General features: G+C 74.7%; 18 protein-coding genes. 9 read left to right on the forward strand and 9 right to left on the reverse strand.

The genetic code is table 11. The annotated features are described in order from the left end of the window. Nucleotides 1–4: 4 nt before the first annotated feature. From AAG589_RS19320 to AAG589_RS19330, 3 genes are all read left to right on the forward strand, one after another. On the forward strand, nt 5–1,027 hold the full coding sequence (locus AAG589_RS19320; RefSeq protein ID WP_430568916.1) for a zinc-dependent alcohol dehydrogenase family protein: 1,023 nt from the start codon (nt 5–7) through the stop codon (nt 1,025–1,027). Between the two features lie 66 nt (nt 1,028–1,093). Continuing rightward, complete coding sequence (locus AAG589_RS19325) at nt 1,094–2,083, forward strand: MDR family NADP-dependent oxidoreductase (RefSeq protein ID WP_430568917.1); 990 nt, start codon at nt 1,094–1,096, stop codon at nt 2,081–2,083. Beyond that, entirely contained in the window at nt 2,084–2,467 is a 384-nt protein-coding gene (locus tag AAG589_RS19330) for a MerR family transcriptional regulator (RefSeq protein WP_430568918.1), read from the forward strand. It begins immediately after the preceding gene. Here the strand turns inward: AAG589_RS19330 and AAG589_RS19335 are convergent. From AAG589_RS19335 to AAG589_RS19355, 5 genes are all read right to left on the reverse strand, one after another. Continuing rightward, nucleotides 2,439–3,602 (reverse strand): NAD(P)/FAD-dependent oxidoreductase, encoded by a 1,164-nt coding sequence (locus AAG589_RS19335; protein ID WP_430568919.1) that lies wholly within the window; start codon nt 3,600–3,602, stop codon nt 2,439–2,441. The genes AAG589_RS19330 and AAG589_RS19335 overlap by 29 nt on opposite strands. Further along, entirely contained in the window at nt 3,592–3,828 is a 237-nt protein-coding gene (locus AAG589_RS19340; RefSeq protein ID WP_430568920.1) for a helix-turn-helix domain-containing protein, read from the reverse strand. Before AAG589_RS19340 ends, AAG589_RS19335 begins: the two co-directional genes overlap by 11 nt. Then, on the reverse strand, nt 3,828–4,307 hold the full coding sequence (locus AAG589_RS19345) for a DUF2975 domain-containing protein (RefSeq protein ID WP_430568921.1): 480 nt from the start codon (nt 4,305–4,307) through the stop codon (nt 3,828–3,830). Before AAG589_RS19345 ends, AAG589_RS19340 begins: the two co-directional genes overlap by 1 nt. A gap of 108 nt (nt 4,308–4,415) precedes the next feature. After that, on the reverse strand, nt 4,416–5,033 hold the full coding sequence (locus AAG589_RS19350) for a hypothetical protein (RefSeq protein WP_430568922.1): 618 nt from the start codon (nt 5,031–5,033) through the stop codon (nt 4,416–4,418). A gap of 41 nt (nt 5,034–5,074) precedes the next feature. Beyond that, nucleotides 5,075–5,740 (reverse strand): hypothetical protein, encoded by a 666-nt coding sequence (locus AAG589_RS19355; RefSeq protein ID WP_430568923.1) that lies wholly within the window; start codon nt 5,738–5,740, stop codon nt 5,075–5,077. 57 nt (nt 5,741–5,797) lie between these two features. Between AAG589_RS19355 and AAG589_RS19360 the strand changes: the two genes are divergently transcribed. Continuing rightward, entirely contained in the window at nt 5,798–7,045 is a 1,248-nt protein-coding gene (locus AAG589_RS19360; protein ID WP_446719769.1) for a low temperature requirement protein A, read from the forward strand. On the opposite strand, the gene AAG589_RS19365 is transcribed toward AAG589_RS19360, so the two are convergent. From AAG589_RS19365 to AAG589_RS19375, 3 genes are all read right to left on the reverse strand, one after another. After that, nucleotides 6,969–7,817, reverse strand: coding sequence for an alpha/beta hydrolase (locus AAG589_RS19365; protein ID WP_430568925.1), 849 nt, complete (start codon nt 7,815–7,817; stop codon nt 6,969–6,971). The two genes, AAG589_RS19360 and AAG589_RS19365, sit on opposite strands and share 77 nt — an antisense overlap. 10 nt (nt 7,818–7,827) lie before the next feature. After that, nucleotides 7,828–8,667: a CPBP family intramembrane glutamic endopeptidase gene (locus AAG589_RS19370; protein WP_430568926.1), complete on the reverse strand. Its 840-nt coding sequence runs from the start codon at nt 8,665–8,667 to the stop codon at nt 7,828–7,830. Between the two features lie 111 nt (nt 8,668–8,778). Beyond that, nucleotides 8,779–9,897 carry an NADH:flavin oxidoreductase/NADH oxidase gene (locus AAG589_RS19375; RefSeq protein WP_430568927.1) on the reverse strand — a complete coding sequence of 373 codons (1,119 nt, stop codon included), beginning with the start codon at nt 9,895–9,897 and terminating at the stop codon, nt 8,779–8,781. A 142-nt stretch (nt 9,898–10,039) separates the two neighbouring features. On the opposite strand from AAG589_RS19375, the gene AAG589_RS19380 reads away from it, so the two are divergent. Both AAG589_RS19380 and AAG589_RS19385 read left to right on the forward strand, forming a co-directional pair. Then, entirely contained in the window at nt 10,040–10,645 is a 606-nt protein-coding gene (locus AAG589_RS19380) for a sugar O-acetyltransferase (protein WP_430568928.1), read from the forward strand. Continuing rightward, on the forward strand, nt 10,638–11,219 hold the full coding sequence (locus AAG589_RS19385) for a TetR/AcrR family transcriptional regulator (RefSeq protein ID WP_430568929.1): 582 nt from the start codon (nt 10,638–10,640) through the stop codon (nt 11,217–11,219). Before AAG589_RS19380 ends, AAG589_RS19385 begins: the two co-directional genes overlap by 8 nt. On the opposite strand, the gene AAG589_RS19390 is transcribed toward AAG589_RS19385, so the two are convergent. Beyond that, the gene (locus AAG589_RS19390) at nt 11,188–11,601 is read right to left on the reverse strand and encodes a VOC family protein (RefSeq protein WP_430568930.1); all 414 of its coding nucleotides are present in this window, start codon (nt 11,599–11,601) and stop codon (nt 11,188–11,190) included. The genes AAG589_RS19385 and AAG589_RS19390 overlap by 32 nt on opposite strands. Nucleotides 11,602–11,670: 69 nt before the next feature. Here AAG589_RS19390 and AAG589_RS19395 point away from each other — a divergent pair, with 69 nt between their 5' ends. From AAG589_RS19395 to AAG589_RS19405, 3 genes are all read left to right on the forward strand, one after another. Then, nucleotides 11,671–12,726 (forward strand): YdcF family protein, encoded by a 1,056-nt coding sequence (locus tag AAG589_RS19395; protein ID WP_430568931.1) that lies wholly within the window; start codon nt 11,671–11,673, stop codon nt 12,724–12,726. A 113-nt stretch (nt 12,727–12,839) separates the two neighbouring features. Beyond that, the gene (locus AAG589_RS19400) at nt 12,840–15,041 is read left to right on the forward strand and encodes an adenylate/guanylate cyclase domain-containing protein (RefSeq protein ID WP_430568932.1); all 2,202 of its coding nucleotides are present in this window, start codon (nt 12,840–12,842) and stop codon (nt 15,039–15,041) included. Beyond that, the gene (locus tag AAG589_RS19405) at nt 15,038–16,456 is read left to right on the forward strand and encodes a mechanosensitive ion channel domain-containing protein (protein ID WP_430568933.1); all 1,419 of its coding nucleotides are present in this window, start codon (nt 15,038–15,040) and stop codon (nt 16,454–16,456) included. The genes AAG589_RS19400 and AAG589_RS19405 overlap by 4 nt, the downstream gene beginning before the upstream one ends. Nucleotides 16,457–16,486: the final 30 nt, after the last annotated feature.

The following is a 16,486-nucleotide window of genomic DNA, read 5'->3' on the forward strand; positions in this document are numbered from 1 at the left end:
CATCGTGCGTGGAGTAGTCCTGGAAGCCGCCGGCACCGTCACGGTCGCCGAGCGGGAGAACCCGACCATCGTCGAGCCGACGGACGCGATCGTCCGGCTCGCCGCGACCTGCATCTGCGGGTCCGACCTGTGGCCGTACCGCGGCCTCGAGCCCGCGGACCACCTGCCCATGGGCCACGAGTACGTCGGCGTCGTCGAGGAGGTCGGCGACGCGGTGCGGAACGTCAAGGTCGGCGACTTCGTCGTCGGGTCCTTCGTCATCTCCGACAACACCTGCGAGATCTGCCGGGCGGGCTACCAGTCCAAGTGCGTCCACGCCCAGTTCGTGCACGGCACCATCGGCACCCAGGCGGAGCTCGCGCGCATCCCGCTGGCCGACGGCACCCTCGTCGCGACGCCCGGCACCCCCGACCCCGACCTGATCCCGTCGCTCCTCGCCGTCTCCGACGTGCTCGGCACCGGCTGGTTCGCCGCCGTCGCCGCCGAGGTGGGCCCGGGCAAGACCGTCGCCGTGGTGGGTGACGGCGCCGTCGGCCTCATGGGCGTGCTCGCCGCCAAGCAGCTCGGCGCGGAGCGCATCATCGCGATGTCGCGCCACGCCGACCGGCAGGCCCTCGCCCGGCAGTTCGGCGCCACCGACGTCGTCGAAGAGCGCGGCGACGAGGGCGTGGCTCGCATCAAGGAGCTGACGGGCGGCCTCGGCGCGCACTCGGTGATCGAGGCGGTCGGCACCCAGGAGGCGATGACGCAGGCCATGCGCGCCACGCGCCCCGGGGGCCACGTCGGGTTCGTCGGCGTCTCCCACGACGTCACCATCCCGGGCGAGGAGCTGTTCTTCTCCGAGATCCACCTGCACGGCGGCCCCGCCCCCGTGCGCCGATTCCTGCCCGAGCTGATCCAGCTCGTCTGGGACCGGAAGATCGACCCGGGCAAGGTCTTCGACCTCACCCTGCCCCTGGAGCAGGCGGCCGAGGGCTACGCGGCGATGGACGAGCGGCGTGCCACCAAGGTGCTGCTGACCGTCTGAGGCGGCCCGGGCGGGGGGAAGCGCGGGCTTGACCCTGACGTGCGGGTCAGCTCCTAGCCTGCCCGCATGACTGATACTCGCGAGGTCCGGCTGCGGTCCGTCCCCCAGGGCCTGCCCGGGCCCGAGCACTTCGAGGTCGTCCGGGTCCCCGTGCCGGAGCCCGGCCCGGGCGAGGTCCTGGTGCGCAACCGCGCCTTCCACGTCTTCGCCGGGCTGCGCACCCTGCTCGCGGGGGACGTCCCGGACACCCCGCTGCCGCCGATCCGGCCCGGCGACACGCTGAGCGGATCGGCGGTCGGCGAGGTGCTGGCGCCGCCGCCGGGCTCCGGCCTGGCGCGCGGCGCCCTGGTCACGCACTGGCTCGGCTGGCGCGAGCACGCCGTCGTCCCGGTCGACCAGGTAGCGCCGCTCGACGACGTCCTGCCCCCGGTCGCGCACCTCACCCAGGCGCGGACGGCGTACGAGGCGCTCCGGCAGGGCCGGGTCGCCCCGGGCGAGACGGTCTTCGTGTCGGGCGGGGCGGGGTCGGTGGGCTCGATGGCGGGCCAGATGGCGCGCCTGCTGGGCGCCGGGCGGGTGATCGGCAGCACGTCGTCCGCCGAGAAGGCGGCGCGGATGGTGGCGGAGCTCGGCTATGACGACGTCGTCCTGCGCGACGGGACCCCGCCGGCCGCCCAGCTCGAGCAGGTCGCGCCGGACGGCATCGACGTCATGGTCGACAACGTCGGGGGCGAGCAGCTCGCCGCCGGTCTGGCGGCGGCACGCACCGGCGCCCGCATCGTGCTGGTCGGCGCGCTCTCCGGCCAGCTGGACCCCGACGCGCTGCGGAACCCCACCGTCGCCCTCGACAGCTTCCGGCTGGTCCTGCGCCAGATCACGGTGCAGGGTCTCAGCCACGCGCAGCCCTCGGACTGGGCCGCCCGGGTCGGTGAGTGGGCCGCGCGGGGGCAGCTCGCCTTCCCCCACGTGCGCATCCCGGGAATAGACCGGGCGCCGGCAGCGCTCGCCGACACGATGGCAGGGCGGTACGCCGGAACGGTGGTCGTGGAGGTCTGAATGCGCATCGGCGAGGCAGCAGCGGCGGCCGGGGCGACGCCTCGCGCGCTCCGGTTCTACGAGCAGCAGGGCCTCCTGGACCCGCCGCCGCGGACCGCGGCCGGGCAGCGCGAGTACACCGTGGCGCACGTCGACCGCGTTCGCGTCGTCCGTCAGCTGCTCGAGCTGGGCCTCACGGTCGCGGACGTCCGCGCCTGCGTCGGCCGGCTGCACCTCCTGGACGGCGACCGGCTGCCCGAGGAGGTCTCGGACGGCGCGTGCCGGCAGGGCAGCGCCGTCGTGCTGCGCCGTCTCGCCGCCCTCGACGCCGAGATCGCCCGCCTGACCGCGACCCGCGACCGGCTGGCGGCCCGCGTCAGGCCGCCGGCGACGTCGCCCGCCTGACCGGCGCGGCGCCGCGAGCAGGCTCCGGGTCGGGGAACGACCCGTGCCCGAACAGGATGCGCCGGGCGGCGGCGCGCCCGGGCGGCGTGCGCAGCGCGGCGACCCCGACGGCGGCCACGGCGGGCGCGCGCACCAGCGACAGACCGCGGCGCATGGCGAGCCGGCCGCGGAACCCGGTGCGCAGCGCGGCGCCGTCGTACCGCGCGAGCTCGCGCCGGTCGCCGGTGCGCAGGGCGAGGTCCAGGACGTCGGCCGCGTGCGCGGACAGCCGCAGGCACGGGTCCAGCCCGCCGGCGGTGAGGGGCGAGACCGCGCCCGCGGCGTCTCCCACGAGCAGCCCGTGCGGCCCGGCGATGCGGCGCAGCAGCCCGCCCACGGGGATCGGCCCGGCGCGCCGCTCGACCGTCTCCGGTCGGGTGACGCCGTCGAGACCCGGCGCGCTCGCGGCGAAGCGCCGCAGCGCGGCCCGCAGGCCGTCCGGGTAGCGGTCGGCGTACCCCGCGACCCCCACGTGCGCGTGCTGCCCGTCGTCGAGCACCCAAGCGAGGTAGCCGGGCGCGAGCCGCGGGTCGAGCACGCAGTGGAACGCCGGCACCGCGTCGGCGCGGTGCGGGACGGCGAAGACCTCCTCGGCACCGACCAGCAGCTCGCGGTTGCGGTCGAGCCCCAGCTCGCGCGCGACGGCGGACCGGGCGCCGTCGGCCCCGACGACGAACGTCGCGTGCACCTCGGCCGGGCCGTCTGGCCCGCGGAGGGCGTGCACGCCGCCGCGGGAGCCGAGGTAGCGCGTGCCGAGCTCGAGCCGCACGCCCGCGGCGACGGCCCGCTCGGCCAGCGCCACGTACAGGGCGGCCATGTCGCCCACGCGGTACTCGTCGTGCCGGCTGTCGAGGGTGACCGGGTCGCGGTGCGACGGCGGGTAGAGCACCATGCGGCGGATCGGCGGCCCGAGGTGCTCGGGCGGCAGGGCGAAGTCCTCCAGCGTGCGCCGCACGAAGATCCCGGTGGTGCGGACGGTGGTGTCGAGGCGGGTGCGGCGGTCGACGAGGACGACGTCGTGCCCGCGCCACGCGAGCTCGGTCGCCGTCCACAGCCCGGCCAGGCCCGCCCCGACCACGAGCACGTCAGCCCTCATCGTCCGCACCCCCGTCGGCCTGGTCGTCGACCCATTCCAGGAGGTCGCCGGGCTGGCAGCCGAGCACCCGGCACATGGCCTCCAGGGTGGCGAAGCGGACGGCCTTGGCGCGCCCGTTCTTGAGGACGGCGACGTTGGCGGGGGTGAGCCCCACGCGCTCGGCAAACTCGCCGACGCTCATCTTGCGCCGGGCGAGCTCGACGTCGAGGCGGACGACGATCGGCATCAGATCACCCCGTCGAGGTCGGTGCGCAGCTCGGTGGCCTGCCGCAGCAGCGCGCGCAGCACCACCACGAGCAGCCCGACGGCGGCACCGACGAGCAGCACCCCGAGGAGCAGCGCCGCCAGCCCGGCCAGGCCCTCGGCGGCCACGAGCAGCACGAACGCGACGAGCACCAGCAGCCACGCGCCGGCGACCGCGGCCACGATGCCGTTCACCCAGCCGAGCGCCTGGTCGGAGAAGATCCGGTCGTCGCGCACCATCGTCAGCAGCCGCCACGTACAGACGAGGACGACCTCCACGCAGACGAGACCCATGACGGAGAGCACCAGCAGCGGCCACCGCAGGGACGCCAGGTCGGGCGACTCGGAGGCCATGCGGGCGAAAGCCGCGGGCAGCACGGCGACCTGGGTCACGACGAGGGCGGCGAAGACGGCGACGAGCAGGCCGCGGAGCGGTCCGACGAGGCGTTGGGTGCGGGACATGCCGACGAGCGTGGCGTCACGCCCTATCGAAAGTCAATAGATATTGATCGCTTCGCAGCGTCTTCGCAGAACCTCCTCGTCCGGGTCTGGCTGTACCAACCTGTCAGGTCAGTACATCGAGCCGTCGCGCCCCACGTCGGCCCCGAGGTGTCGGCGGCGGGCACGCCGCCAACGAGGACGCTGGAACGCCACGTAGACGGTCCAGAGTCGGCCGGGCAGCCTGTCGTACGCCGACACCGGGACGTCGGGCCGCTCGGGACGCGCGAGATCGAGGGCCTGCGCGTACAGGCCGGTACCGCAGCTCCCCGGGTCGCGGGGCAGGACTCCCGTCGCCGCCCAGAGGCTCTCGCGGATCCACTGGCCCGCGCCGTGGACCCGGAAGTTGCCGACGCGCTGCGGGGCGCTGCGGTCGCGCTCGAGGACGACGATCACCCTCCGGGCGGAGTCGAGCCCGTCGGCGAGCGCCCCCCAGCCCTCGTCGTCGCCGTCGACGAGAGGCTCCGGATCGTCGTCGTCCACGGCCTCGGGCAGGAATGCCTCGCGCTCGTCGGGGGTGAGGCGGCTCGCGATGAGCCGTTCGTCGTCGATGCTCGCCTGGTGGACCACGAGGTCCTCCTCGACGTACTCATCGAAGAGGTTCGCCTCGAACGTCCCCACGGGCAGAGGCGTGGCGCCCCAGCTCTCGAGGAGTGCCACGACCTCGGCGACCTCTTGGGCCCGCGGCACGCGAAGCTCCTGGCGTGCCTGCGCGAGCAGCTCGCCGCCGTTCACTCGTCGCCCTCGAACAGCCCGCCGTCGAGCAGCCAGTGGTACCGCAGGCGCAGCGCGCGCTCGGTGCTGGCCAGGGCGGCGGCGACGGTCAGCGCGACGTTGAGACCGGCCGGGAGGTGGACGGGGGACGTGAAGGTGCCGAACCGCTCCGCGACCGGCGGGATCTGCGAGACCTGCTCGACGATCTGCGGGACGCCGAGCACCAGCGCGACGGCGAGGACCACCCACGTCGCGGCACCGATGCCGCGGCTGAGTCCCGGGCGGTTGCGCTCCAGCCGCGCGCGGCGCCCCTCGGCGGACGCGGGGTCCGGGGTGAGCTGGCGCTCGCGGCCGTCGGGGGTCACGTAGTGGCAGCGCCGCAGCCCGTAGCTGCTGGTGGCGACCTGCACGACGCCGCCGGTGACGGGGAGCTCGGCCGGGAGCTTCGACGTCGCGACGTGCACGGCGTCGCGGTACAGCCGGGCCCGCACCTCGCCGTCGTCCGAGTCGCCCCAGAGCCGCACGTCGACGGACCACCGCTCGGGCCGGCCGTCGGCGCCGACGAGGTCCAGGTGGAACAGCGCGCGCGACAGCGGCTGCCACCACCGGTAGCGCTTCAGGGCATGCCCGTCCCCGGGCCTGATCCGCCGGGCGGCGCGCCGGCGTCTGCGGTCCGAGAACATCCCCGGCAGCGTAGCCGCGGCGCGGACGCCGCGCCGGGCGCCCGCGCCGGGTGCACGATGACCTGCGTGACCACGCCCGAGAACCCCGCCCGGTCCCGCCTGGTGCGGATGACCGCGCGCGACCCGCACGAGCCCGGCCGCACCGCGAGCACGCTGGAGCTGTTCTTCGACCTCGTCTTCGTGGTCGCCGTGAGCGTGGCGTCCGTGCAGCTGCACCACGCGCTCACGGAGGGCCACGTCGCGAGCGGCCTGGCGTCCTACGGGATGGTGTTCTTCGCCATCTGGTGGGCGTGGATGAACTTCACCTGGTTCGCCACGTCGTTCGACACCGACGACTGGCTGTACCGCGTCCTGACGATCGTGCAGATGTCGGGCGTGCTCGTGCTCGCCGCGGGGATCGAGCCGGTGTTCGTCGACGGCGACTTCACCGTCGTCATCATCGGGTACGTGGTGATGCGCGTGGCGATGATCGCGCAGTGGCTGCGCGCGTCGGGGGCCGAGGGGCCGACGCGCGGCGCGACGCGGGCCTACGCGGCGGGCATCGCCGTCGTCCAGGTGTGCTGGCTCGCGCTGCTGGTGCTGCCCGAGGGCGTGCAGGGGGCGGCGTGGGTGGTGCTCGCCGCGGCCGAGCTGGCCGTCCCGGTGGTGGCCGAGCACCGCGGCCGCACGCCGTGGCACCCGCACCACATCACCGAGCGGTACGGCCTGTTCACGCTGATCCTGCTCGGCGAGAGCCTCCTCGCGTCGTCCAACGCCATCATCGAGGCGCTGCACGACGAGGCGGACCTCGGCTCGCTGATCTCCCTCGCGGTGCTGACCGTCGTCGTGACCGCCGCGCTGTGGTGGGTCTACTTCTGGCCGCCGCACCACCACGCCCTCGGGACGGACGCCCGGCTGTCGCGGTCGCTGCGCTACGGCTACGTGCACTACTTCGTCTTCGCCGCGGCGGGCGCGTTCTCCGCGGGCATCGAGGTGGAGGTCGACGCGCTCACCGGGCACACGGCGCTGAGCGACGTGGGCGCGTCGTTCACGGTCACGATCCCCATCGCCGTGTTCGTGCTCGGCATCTGGTGGATCGCGCTGCGCGACAGCGCCGACCGCGTGGTGAACGCCGTGGTCCCGGTGGGCGCGCTGCTCGTGCTGTGCGACCCGGTGGTGCCCGTCCCCGTCACCCTCACCGCCGTGATCATGGTGGCGGTCGTCGTGGTGCTGGTGCTGCACCCGCCGCTCAGCGCGCCGCGAGCTCCGCGAGCAGGTCGGCGGCGGGGGCCGGGTGCACCAGCCAGCCCAGGTGGCTCGAGCTGAGGTCGCGCACGTCGTAGGGGTTGTCGGGCGTGAGCGCGTCCCCCTCGCGGATCAGCCGGTTCTGCATGGCGAGCGGCAGGCTCGCGTCCTCGGTGAGGCGCACGTAGGTGCGCGGCACGGTGCCCCACGTGTCCGCCTGGGCGACGTCGTCCGCGGTGCCGGTGTCGAGGTTCTCGTCCGGCTGGAACAGGTTGAGGACGGCGCGGAACTCGTCGTCGGTGCCGTCGGCGTGGAACAGGGCCTTGAGGCCGGCGAGGACGTCCGGGTCGGCGGTGCGGAAGTTGCACCGCAGGAGGCCGACGTCGGCGGGGTTCGCGGCCAGCGCCCCGGCGAGGGCCGCGGCGTCCACGGACGCCATCTCCGGCTCGGCGTTGTAGGCCGCGGCGTCGAGCTCCACGGGCGCCCACGCCGACACGTACACGAGGCGGTCGACCAGGTCGGGCCGCGCGTTGGCCACCGCGGTCACGGTCATGCCGCCGCGGCTGTGGCCGACGAGGATCGCCGGCCCGTGCTCGCGCACCCGTTCCAGCACGGCGACGACGCGGGCGACGTTGTCCGCCAGCGTCACGCCCTTGATGGCGCCCGGCGTCGTCGCGAGCGCCGCCGGGTCCTGCGGCGCCTGGTAGGCGGCCGGGTAGGTCGCCTCGAACCCGTGCCCGGGGAGGTCGACGGCGAGGGAGCGCACGCCTCGCAGCGCGAGCTCGGCCTGCAGCGGCGCGAAGGAGAACGAGGTGGCGAATGCGCCGTGGACCAGCACGAACGTGGGAGACATGGGGACGAACCTAGCGGCGGTTCACCGCCCGGGCGAGGAACAGCGCGACGACTCCCAGGGCGATGAACAGGATGTTGAACGGGCCGGCGAGGGTGAGCAGAAGGTTCGTCGCCCCGCCGTCCGCGACCGTGTCGATCCCGCCGGTGGAGAGGAAGAGCAGGGGGTCGAACAGCCCGTGCAGCAGGATCGGCCAGACCAGGTTCCCCGTGACGCGCAGCGTCAGGTACATCGCGACGCCGAAGCCGAAGGTGTACACGACGGTCGCGATCACGGTGCCCGGTGCCATGCCCGTCAGCGCGTTCGCCGAGTGCAGCAGGGCGAACACGAGGGACGACACCACCATCACGACCCACTCCGACGCCCCGCCGCGCCGCAGGAGCTGCACGACGACGCCGCGGCACAGCACCTCCTCGACGAACCCGACGAGCAGCCCGGCGAAGAGCGTGGTCGCGACGACGCCGGACGCGTACGCGCCGTAGTCCACGCCGAACAGGCGCAGCACGACGGGGACCAGCACGAGCGCCGGCGCCACCCACATCCACCCGCGGCCCGCGGGCTGGGCGCCGAAGAGGACGGGGAACCAGCGCAGCGAACCGACGAAGGCGACGAGCAGCGCGGCCCCGACGAGCAGCGGGAGGGCGAGGGCGACGAACACGCTCCCGGGGGTGGCGAACAGGTCGTCCAGGACGATGGCGTCGCTGAACAGCGTGCTCCCCAGCCACCCGGCCCCCAGGTACAGGGCGAGGTAGACGACGGCGACGAGCAGGGCCCGCCACACCCCGCCGCGCTCCCAGAACCCGCGCCAGCCACGCGTCGTCGTGGGCGTCGTGCCGTGCTGCGTCTCGCTCATCCCCGCCTCCGGTCCGCTCGGACCGCGCCCTTCCGGCGGGGTTCCTGGGGGAACAGTAGGGCCACGACGCCGGCGCGGCCCGGGGAGCGACGACGATCGCCGCGCGCTGTGTCAGACGGCCACGCGGGTGTCGCGGCGGGCCAACGACTCGGCGCGGTCGTACTGCGGCGGCAGGGACCAGTCGGCGCCCAGCTCGCGGGCGGCGCGGACCGGCCAGTAGGGGTCGAGCAGCAGCTCGCGGCCCAGGGCGACGAGGTCGGCCTCGCCGTCGGCGACGACGCTCTCGGCGTGCTCCGGGTCGCGGACCAGCCCCACGGCGGCGGTGGTCACGCCGGCCTCGTGGCGCACGCGCGCGGCGAACGGCACCTGGTAGCCGGGCCCGACGGGGATGGTCGCGTCCGGCACGTTGCCTCCGGTGGAGACGTGGACGACGTCGACGCCGTGGTCGCGCAGCATGCCGGCCAGTCGCACCGTGTCGTCACCGGTCCAGCCCTCGGGCTCCACCCAGTCCGTCGCGGACAGCCGCACGAGGACGGGGACGTCCTCGCCCACCGCGCCGCGGACGGCGTCGACCACGTCGAGCACCAGGCGCGCACGGTGCTCGAACGACCCGCCGTACTCGTCCGTGCGGTGGTTCGACAGGGGCGACAGGAACTGGTGCAGCAGGTAGCCGTGCGCGGCGTGCACCTCCACCACCTCGTAGCCGGCGGCGACCGCGCGACGAGCGGCCGCGGCGAACTGCTCCACGACGTCCGCGACCTGCGCCGGGCTCAAGGTCTCGGGCCGCGGGGCGCCGTCCTCGAACGGCACGGGGCTGGGCGCGAGCACCTGCCAGCCGAGCTCGGCGTCGGGCGCCAGCGCGCCCCCGCCGTCCCACGGCCGCCCGGTGCTGGCCTTGCGGCCGGCGTGCGCGAGCTGGATGCCCGGCACCACGCCCTGGGCGCGCATCAGCGCCGCCAGCCGACGGTGGCCGGCCTCCTGCGCGTCGTTCCACAGCCCCAGGTCGTACGGCGAGATCCGCCCCTCGGGGCTCACGCCGGTGGCCTCGACGAGGATCAGGCCGGGGCGCCCGACGGCGCGCGAGCCGTAGTGCTGCACGTGCCAGTCGTTCGGCACGCCGGCCTCCGGGCCGGACGGCTGCGCCGAGTACTGGCACATCGGCGCCATGACGACGCGGTTCGGCAGCGTGACGGCACGCAGGGGGAGCGGGGCGAAGAGGGCAGAGGTCACAGGGCATGCTCCGGAGGTCAACGGACGGTGGCGCCCCGTGCAACAGGCGGACCGCCGCCCGTCATCCGAGGCGTGCGCAACAGTGCGAGCTCCCGCCCTGTGTCCGGCGATCATGTGCCCGGAGATGTGTACGCTCGTCCGCATGCCGACCGACTACTTCGCGGGCGACCCGCGCACCCACCACGAGCGCATGCTCGCCGGCGACCTGTACATCGCGGACGACCCGGAGATCGGGCGCCGCACGCAGCGCGCGATGCGGCTGCAGGACGAGTACCGGCGGGCCGCGGTGGAGGGCGACGCCTCGGCCGGCGCCGTCCTCGCCGACCTGCTCGGCACGCTGGGTGAGGGCGCCGTGATCCGCCCCCCGCTGTTCGTCGACTACGGGGAGAACCTGCACGTCGGCGCGCGCACGTTCGTCAACTACCACCTCACCGCGCTGGACGTCGCACCCATCACCATCGGCGCGGACTGCCAGATCGGGCCGAACGTGCAGCTCCTCACCCCGACGCACCCCGTGGAGCCCGCCCCGCGGCGCGACAAGCTCGAGGCCGCGCGGCCCATCACCATCGGCGACAACGTGTGGCTCGGCGGCGGCGTCATCGTCTGCCCGGGCATCACCATCGGCGACAACTCGGTGGTCGGCGCGGGGTCGGTCGTGACGCGCGACGTCCCCGCGAACGTCGTCGCGGTGGGCAACCCCGCCCGTGTGGTGCGCAGCATCGCGGAGGAGCCGGGCGCCGATGCCTGAGCGGCGTCCTCGCCGCACCGACCCCGACCGCCGGGACCGGATCATCGACGCCTGCCTCGACGTCGTCGTCGCCTCCGGCGTCAGCGGGACGTCGCACCGCCGCGTCGCCGCGGCGGCCGACGTGCCCCTCGGCTCCATGACCTACCACTTCACCGGCATGGACGAGCTGCTGCGCGAGGCGTTCTCGCGCCACGCCCGCTCCGTGAGCGACCGCTTCGAGGAGCGGATGACGGCGGCGCGCGACGCCGAGGAGGCGCGGCGCGCCGTCGTCGGGCTCGTCACGGCCGACGTGGCGACGTCCCGCCGCGACCTCGTCCTCACGCACGAGCTGTACACCCTCGCCGCGCGCGAGCCCGCGTTCCGCGACATCACCGACGCGTGGATGGCGCGCTCGCGCCGGGCCCTGGAGCGGCACTTCGACCCGACGACGGCCCGCCTCCTCGACGCCCTGATCGAGGGGCTGACCATCCACCGGGCCCTGGACGCCCCGGGCGTCCTGACGCCGGCCGACGTCGCCCTCGTGGCCGACGCCGTCGAGCGGATCACCCCAGCGCGTCCCGCTCGGCGTCGCTGAGCAGGATGCAGAACTCGTTGCCCTCGGGGTCGGCGAGCACCACCCACCCGCCGCCGTCGGGCCGGCGCAGGTCGGCCACCTGCGTGGCGCCCAGCGCGAGCAGGCGCTCCACCTCCTCGGCCTGCGTGCGGTCGGTGGGGCGCAGGTCGAGGTGCCCGCGGTTCTTCACCGTCTTCGGCTCGGGTACCTCGATGAACAGCAGGCGCCCGTGGCTCTCGGCGGGGGCGTCGTGGCCGGCGGGCGGCACGATCATGCACTCCTCGTGGCCCGGCAGGTTGGGGTCGCCCGGTACGTCGACGTAGCCGAGCACCTGCTTCCACCACTCGGACTGCGCGTAGGCGTCGCGGGCGTCGAACGTCGTGTGCGAGATGCGTGAGGTCATCCCCGCATCGCACCACGTCAGCCGCCGACGATCCCGGGATTATCGCCTCGACGCACCTATCCTTCGGGCGTGGATGCCGAGAACTACGCCAGCGTCGGGTCCGTCGTCGGGTCGGCGGTGGTCTGCGGGCTGTGGGCCGCCTGGCTGGCGTACTCGTGGCGCGCGGACCCGCGCCGGCTGCGCAACGGCTTCCTCGCGCTCGCCGTCGTGTACACGGGCGTGGGGGTGCTGGGGCAGGTGGCCGCCCTCGTCCCCGGCGGCGCGACCGCCATGGGGTGGCTCAGCCTCGCGCTGTTCGCCCTCCTGGGCCTGGGGCTGCTGGTGCTGCCCGTCGTCCTGGTGGTCAACGGGCTGACGATGGTGCGACGCGAACGGCGCAGCCTGGGCAACCTGCTGTCGCTGCTGGTGGGGCTGGCCATGCTGGCCGCGCCGTTCGTCGTCGCGGCGCCCCTGCTGCTGCGGGCCCCGTGGGTGTGGGGCGTGGTCGTGGCCGCCGTGCTGGGCACCGCATGGCTCGGGTTCGTGTTCCTCGGCTTCGTGACCCAGACGCTGTTGTACCGGCGCTACGCGGCCCGCGTGCCCGCGCACGGTGTCATCGTGCTCGGCTCCAAGGTGATCCGCGGGCGGGTGCCGCCGCTGCTCGCGGCGCGGCTCGAGGCCGGTCGGGAGGCCGCGGAACGCCTGGGCTCCGCCGGCGCCCCGGTCCCGATCGTCCCGTCCGGCGGGCAGGGCGCGGACGAGGACCGGCCGGAGGGCGTCGCGATGGGGGAGTGGCTCGTCGACCGCGGCGTGCCGGCGGACCGCGTGCTCGTGGAGGACAAGGCCCGCACCACGCGGGAGAACCTCACGCTCGGCGTCGCCGTCCTGCGCGAGCACGGCACACCCGGCCCGTACCTCCTCGCGACGAACAACTACCACGCGCCGCGCGCCGCCATGGAGGCCATGGACCTCGGCCTCGACGTGCACGCGGTGGGCGCCCCGACGGCGGGCTACTTCTTCCCCAGCGCGTACCTGCGCGAGTTCGTCGCGGTGCTGCGCCGCCGCCCCGCGGTGCACGTCGCGGCGGCGGTCGGCGTCGTCCTCGTCGCCGCGCTGGTGACCCTCGCGGCGGTCGCCGCGACCTGACCCGGCGGGACCACCCTCGTACCGTTTCGACGCGCAGGATCGGTGCGCTCCCCGCAGAATGGCCGCACCGCAGCACTGCCGTATCGGTCGATCCGGGCACCGGGGGGAAGTCCGTGAGCACTCAGACCGTCCGTCCTGTCGCGCCCGACGACGAGGGCACCGACCCGCCCGCGGGGCGAGGCCAGGGTGCCTCGCCGCCGGCCGGGCCGCCGCGCCGTCGCCGTCGGCTGCGCATCGAGATCCAGACGAAGCTGCTCGTGATGCTGTTGGGCATCGCGCTGGTCACGGCGCTCGTCGTGGGCTGGATCGGCTACCGGTCGGGCAGCGCGGCGCTGGAGCGCGCCGCCGAGCAGCAGGTCACCCAGGTGCGCGAGAGCCGCGCGCGGGAGGTGGCGTCCTACTTCACGGGCCTGCAACGCTCGGTCGTCCTCAACTCGCGCACCGCCGAGCGCGCGATGGAGGCCTTCGAGGCCGGCTGGCGCGAGCTCGAGGACGCCGACGTCTCCGACGCCCAGCGGGCGCAGGTCACCTCGGCGTACACCGACGTCCTGCTGCCGCAGCTCGCGGAGAACACCGGGCAGGACTTCACGGTCGAGTCGTTCCTGCCGACCTCCGACGCGGCGTGGTACCTCCAGGCGCAGTACCTGGACCCGGCGCTCGACTACGACAAGGCCCTCGCCGTGGACGACGCCGGCGACGGCAGCGCCTGGTCGACGGCGCACGCGCGGTTCCACGACACGCTGCGGGAGATCGTCACGCAGAACGACTTCGAGGACCTGCTGCTGATCGACCCGGACGGCGACGTCGTCTACTCCGCGTACAAGGGCGTGGACCTCGGCACCAACGTGCTCTCCGGCCCGTACGCCGGGGGCGCGCTGGAGGACACGTTCCGCGAGGCCGTGACGTCCAACGGCGAGGACTACGTGGGGCTGGCCGACTTCGAGCCCTACCAGCCGCTGGCCGACGAGCCCACGCAGTTCGCCATGTCGCCGATCCAGGACGACGGCCGCACGGTCGGCGTCCTGGCGATCCAGGCGTCGACGGACCGCCTCAACGAGGTGCTCACCAGCGGCGGCCGGTGGCGCGAGGCCGGGTTCGGCGAGACGGGGGAGACCTACCTCGTGGGCCCGGACGGCCTCATGCGCTCGACGTCGCGCCTGCTGGTGGAGGACCCGGAGCAGTACCTGGACCGCGTCGTGGGGGCGGGGACGCCGCGCGACGTCGCGGAGACGATCGTCCGCCTCGGCAACCCGATCCTGCGGCAGTCGGTGCAGTCGACGGCGATCGAGGAGGCCCTCGACGGCGAGACCGGCATCGTGCGCACCACCGGGTACCGCGGCAAGGACGTCATCGTCGCGTACTCGCCGGTCGACGTGCCGGGCCTCAACTGGGTGGTCGCGGCCGCCGTCGACCCGTCGGAGGTCTTCGCGCCCGTGAACGACTTCCAGCGCCAGCTCGTGCTCGCCATCGCGGGCATGCTGCTGCTGGCGGCGATCGCGTCGCTCGCGCTCGCGCAGGTGTTCGTGCGCCCGATCCGGAACCTGGTCACGGGCGTGCGCGCCGTCTCCGGCGGGGACCTCGACGCCCAGGTGCGCGTGCGCACCAACGACGAGGTCGGCGACCTGTCCGAGGCGTTCAACGAGATGAGCCGCAGCCTGCGCACCAAGCAGGAGCTGCTCGACGCCGAGCAGCGCGAGAAGGACCGCATCCTGCACAGCCTCATGCCGCCCGACGTCGCGGAGGAGGTCAAGGGCGGCGAGGAGACGATCGCGCACGACTACCAGGACGTCTCCGTGGTGTTCGCCGACCTGGTGGGCTTCGAGGAGTTCACGTCCGACATGGACTCGCGCCGGTCGTTGGACCACCTCAACGAGCTGGTGCGGTCGTTCGACGAGGCGGCCGAGCGCACCGGCGTGGAGAAGGTGCGCTCGCTGCGCAACGGCTTCCTCGCGAGCTGCGGGCTGGTCGTGCCGCGCGTGGACCACACGCGCCGCGTCGTCGAGTTCGCCCAGGAGCTGCAGGCGGCGGTCGCGGCGTTCAACGCCCGGCACGACGCCGACCTCGCGCTGCGGGCCGGCGTCAACGTCGGCACGGTCACCAGCGGGATCGTCGGGCGGGCGAGCGTCATGTACGACCTGTGGGGCGACGCCGTCGACCTCGCCTACCGGATGCACGCCCAGGAGCCGGAGCCCGGGATCTACGTCACCGACCGGGTCTACGACACCGTGCGCGGGCAGTTCGAGCTGGTCGAGGCGGGCACGGTCCGCGAGCCCGACGGCGAGCACCCGGTGTGGCGGCTGGAGGACCGGGCATGACGTCGCTGCTGACCGAGCCGTGGTTCACGTGGGTCGTGGTGGTGGTCGTCGGCGTCCCGGTGCTGCTGTTCGCGCTCACGCAGGTGCAGGACCTGCTGCGGCGGCGCGGCAGCGCGCTCCTGGCGCCGGTGGCCTTCCTGCGCAACGTCGTGGTGCCCGCGTTCGGCCTGTTCGTGCTGGTGCGGTTCGCCGCCGAGGTGCCGCCCGACGACGTGTGGGCGCAGGTGCTCGCGACGATCGCCGCGGTGACCCTGCTGGTCTTCGTGCTGTCCGCGCTGAACGCCATGATGTTCACCCGGGCGCGCGAGGGCTCCTGGCGGGCCCGCATCCCGTCGATCTTCGTGGAGATCGCCCGCCTCGTGCTCGTCGTGCTCGGCATCGCGGCCGTGCTGTCGTGGGTGTGGGGCGCCGACGTGGGCGGCATGTTCGCGGCCCTCGGCGTCACCGGCATCGTGCTCGGCTTCGCGCTCCAGGGCGCGATCGGGTCCGTGGTGTCGGGGCTGCTCCTGCTGTTCGAGCAGCCCTTCGCGATCGGCGACCACCTGACGGCGGACGGCACGTCGGGCCGGGTGGTCGAGGTGAACTGGCGGTCCGTGCACATCCAGACCGGCTCGGGCGTGCACATCATCCCCAACGCGTCGCTGGGCGGCGCGAGCTTCGTCAACCGCAGCCAGCCGGAGGGCCGCCACGACGCCACGGTCGAGGCGTCGTTCGCCGCGGACGACCCGCCCGCCGCCGTCGTGCGCCTCCTGCTCGACGTCGCCCGCGACCTGCCGCGCCTGCGGCCCGGGGCCCGGCCGTCCGTCGCGCTCACCGGCCCGCACGCGTTCACCACGACCCTGCCGCTGCGCAGCGTCGTCGACGCCGGCGAGGCGGCCTCGCAGTTCCGGCTCTGGCTCTGGTACGCCGCCCGCCGGGCGGGGCTCTCGCTCGACGGCGGCACGCCCGGCGCCGCGGCGGGCGACGACGCGTCGAGGGCGGCGCTCGCCGAGGTGGGCGAGCTCTTCGGCGTCCCCGACGACGTGGCGCTCGCGGCCCGGGACCGCGCCCGACTGGTCGTCTACGGCACCGGCGAGGTGGTGCACCGGGCGGGGGAGCGGGCGCGCGGGCTGCTCTTCGTGCTGGGCGGCCGGCTCCAGCTCGCGACGTCCGCCGAGCCGGACGCGCAGGCCGTCGAGGCGACGGTCGAGCGCGGCGGGTACACGGGCGAGGCGTGCCTCGCCCGCCAGGCCGAGCCGTTCACCGTGCGCGCGCTCGAGGAGACCCGCGCCGTGCTGGTGCCGGCGGACGCCGCACGGCAGGTGGCCCTGGCCGAGCCCGCGCTGGCCCGCCGCCTGGGCGAGGTGGCCGACGCGCGCCGTCGGCTCGCCCGCGAGATGCTCACGGGCGAGCCGGCGGCGGTGACGACGGCCTGACGGCGGCCTGACGACGACCGGTCGGGAACG

It is taken from the genome of Isoptericola sp. F-RaC21, from assembly GCF_038593535.1.
Lineage (GTDB): Bacteria > Actinomycetota > Actinomycetes > Actinomycetales > Cellulomonadaceae > Isoptericola.

Coding starts and splice junctions, on each gene's coding strand:
- AAG589_RS19325 (WP_430568917.1), top strand. CDS start 1,094: ATGACTGATACTCGCGAGGTCCGGCTGCGGTCCGTCCCCCAGGGCCTG.
- AAG589_RS19330 (WP_430568918.1), top strand. CDS start 2,084: ATGCGCATCGGCGAGGCAGCAGCGGCGGCCGGGGCGACGCCTCGCGCG.
- AAG589_RS19335 (WP_430568919.1), bottom strand. CDS start 3,602: ATGAGGGCTGACGTGCTCGTGGTCGGGGCGGGCCTGGCCGGGCTGTGG.
- AAG589_RS19340 (WP_430568920.1), bottom strand. CDS start 3,828: ATGCCGATCGTCGTCCGCCTCGACGTCGAGCTCGCCCGGCGCAAGATG.
- AAG589_RS19345 (WP_430568921.1), bottom strand. CDS start 4,307: ATGTCCCGCACCCAACGCCTCGTCGGACCGCTCCGCGGCCTGCTCGTC.
- AAG589_RS19355 (WP_430568923.1), bottom strand. CDS start 5,740: ATGTTCTCGGACCGCAGACGCCGGCGCGCCGCCCGGCGGATCAGGCCC.
- AAG589_RS19360 (WP_446719769.1), top strand. CDS start 5,798: ATGACCTGCGTGACCACGCCCGAGAACCCCGCCCGGTCCCGCCTGGTG.
- AAG589_RS19365 (WP_430568925.1), bottom strand. CDS start 7,817: ATGTCTCCCACGTTCGTGCTGGTCCACGGCGCATTCGCCACCTCGTTC.
- AAG589_RS19370 (WP_430568926.1), bottom strand. CDS start 8,667: ATGAGCGAGACGCAGCACGGCACGACGCCCACGACGACGCGTGGCTGG.
- AAG589_RS19380 (WP_430568928.1), top strand. CDS start 10,040: ATGCCGACCGACTACTTCGCGGGCGACCCGCGCACCCACCACGAGCGC.
- AAG589_RS19385 (WP_430568929.1), top strand. CDS start 10,638: ATGCCTGAGCGGCGTCCTCGCCGCACCGACCCCGACCGCCGGGACCGG.
- AAG589_RS19390 (WP_430568930.1), bottom strand. CDS start 11,601: ATGACCTCACGCATCTCGCACACGACGTTCGACGCCCGCGACGCCTAC.
- AAG589_RS19405 (WP_430568933.1), top strand. CDS start 15,038: ATGACGTCGCTGCTGACCGAGCCGTGGTTCACGTGGGTCGTGGTGGTG.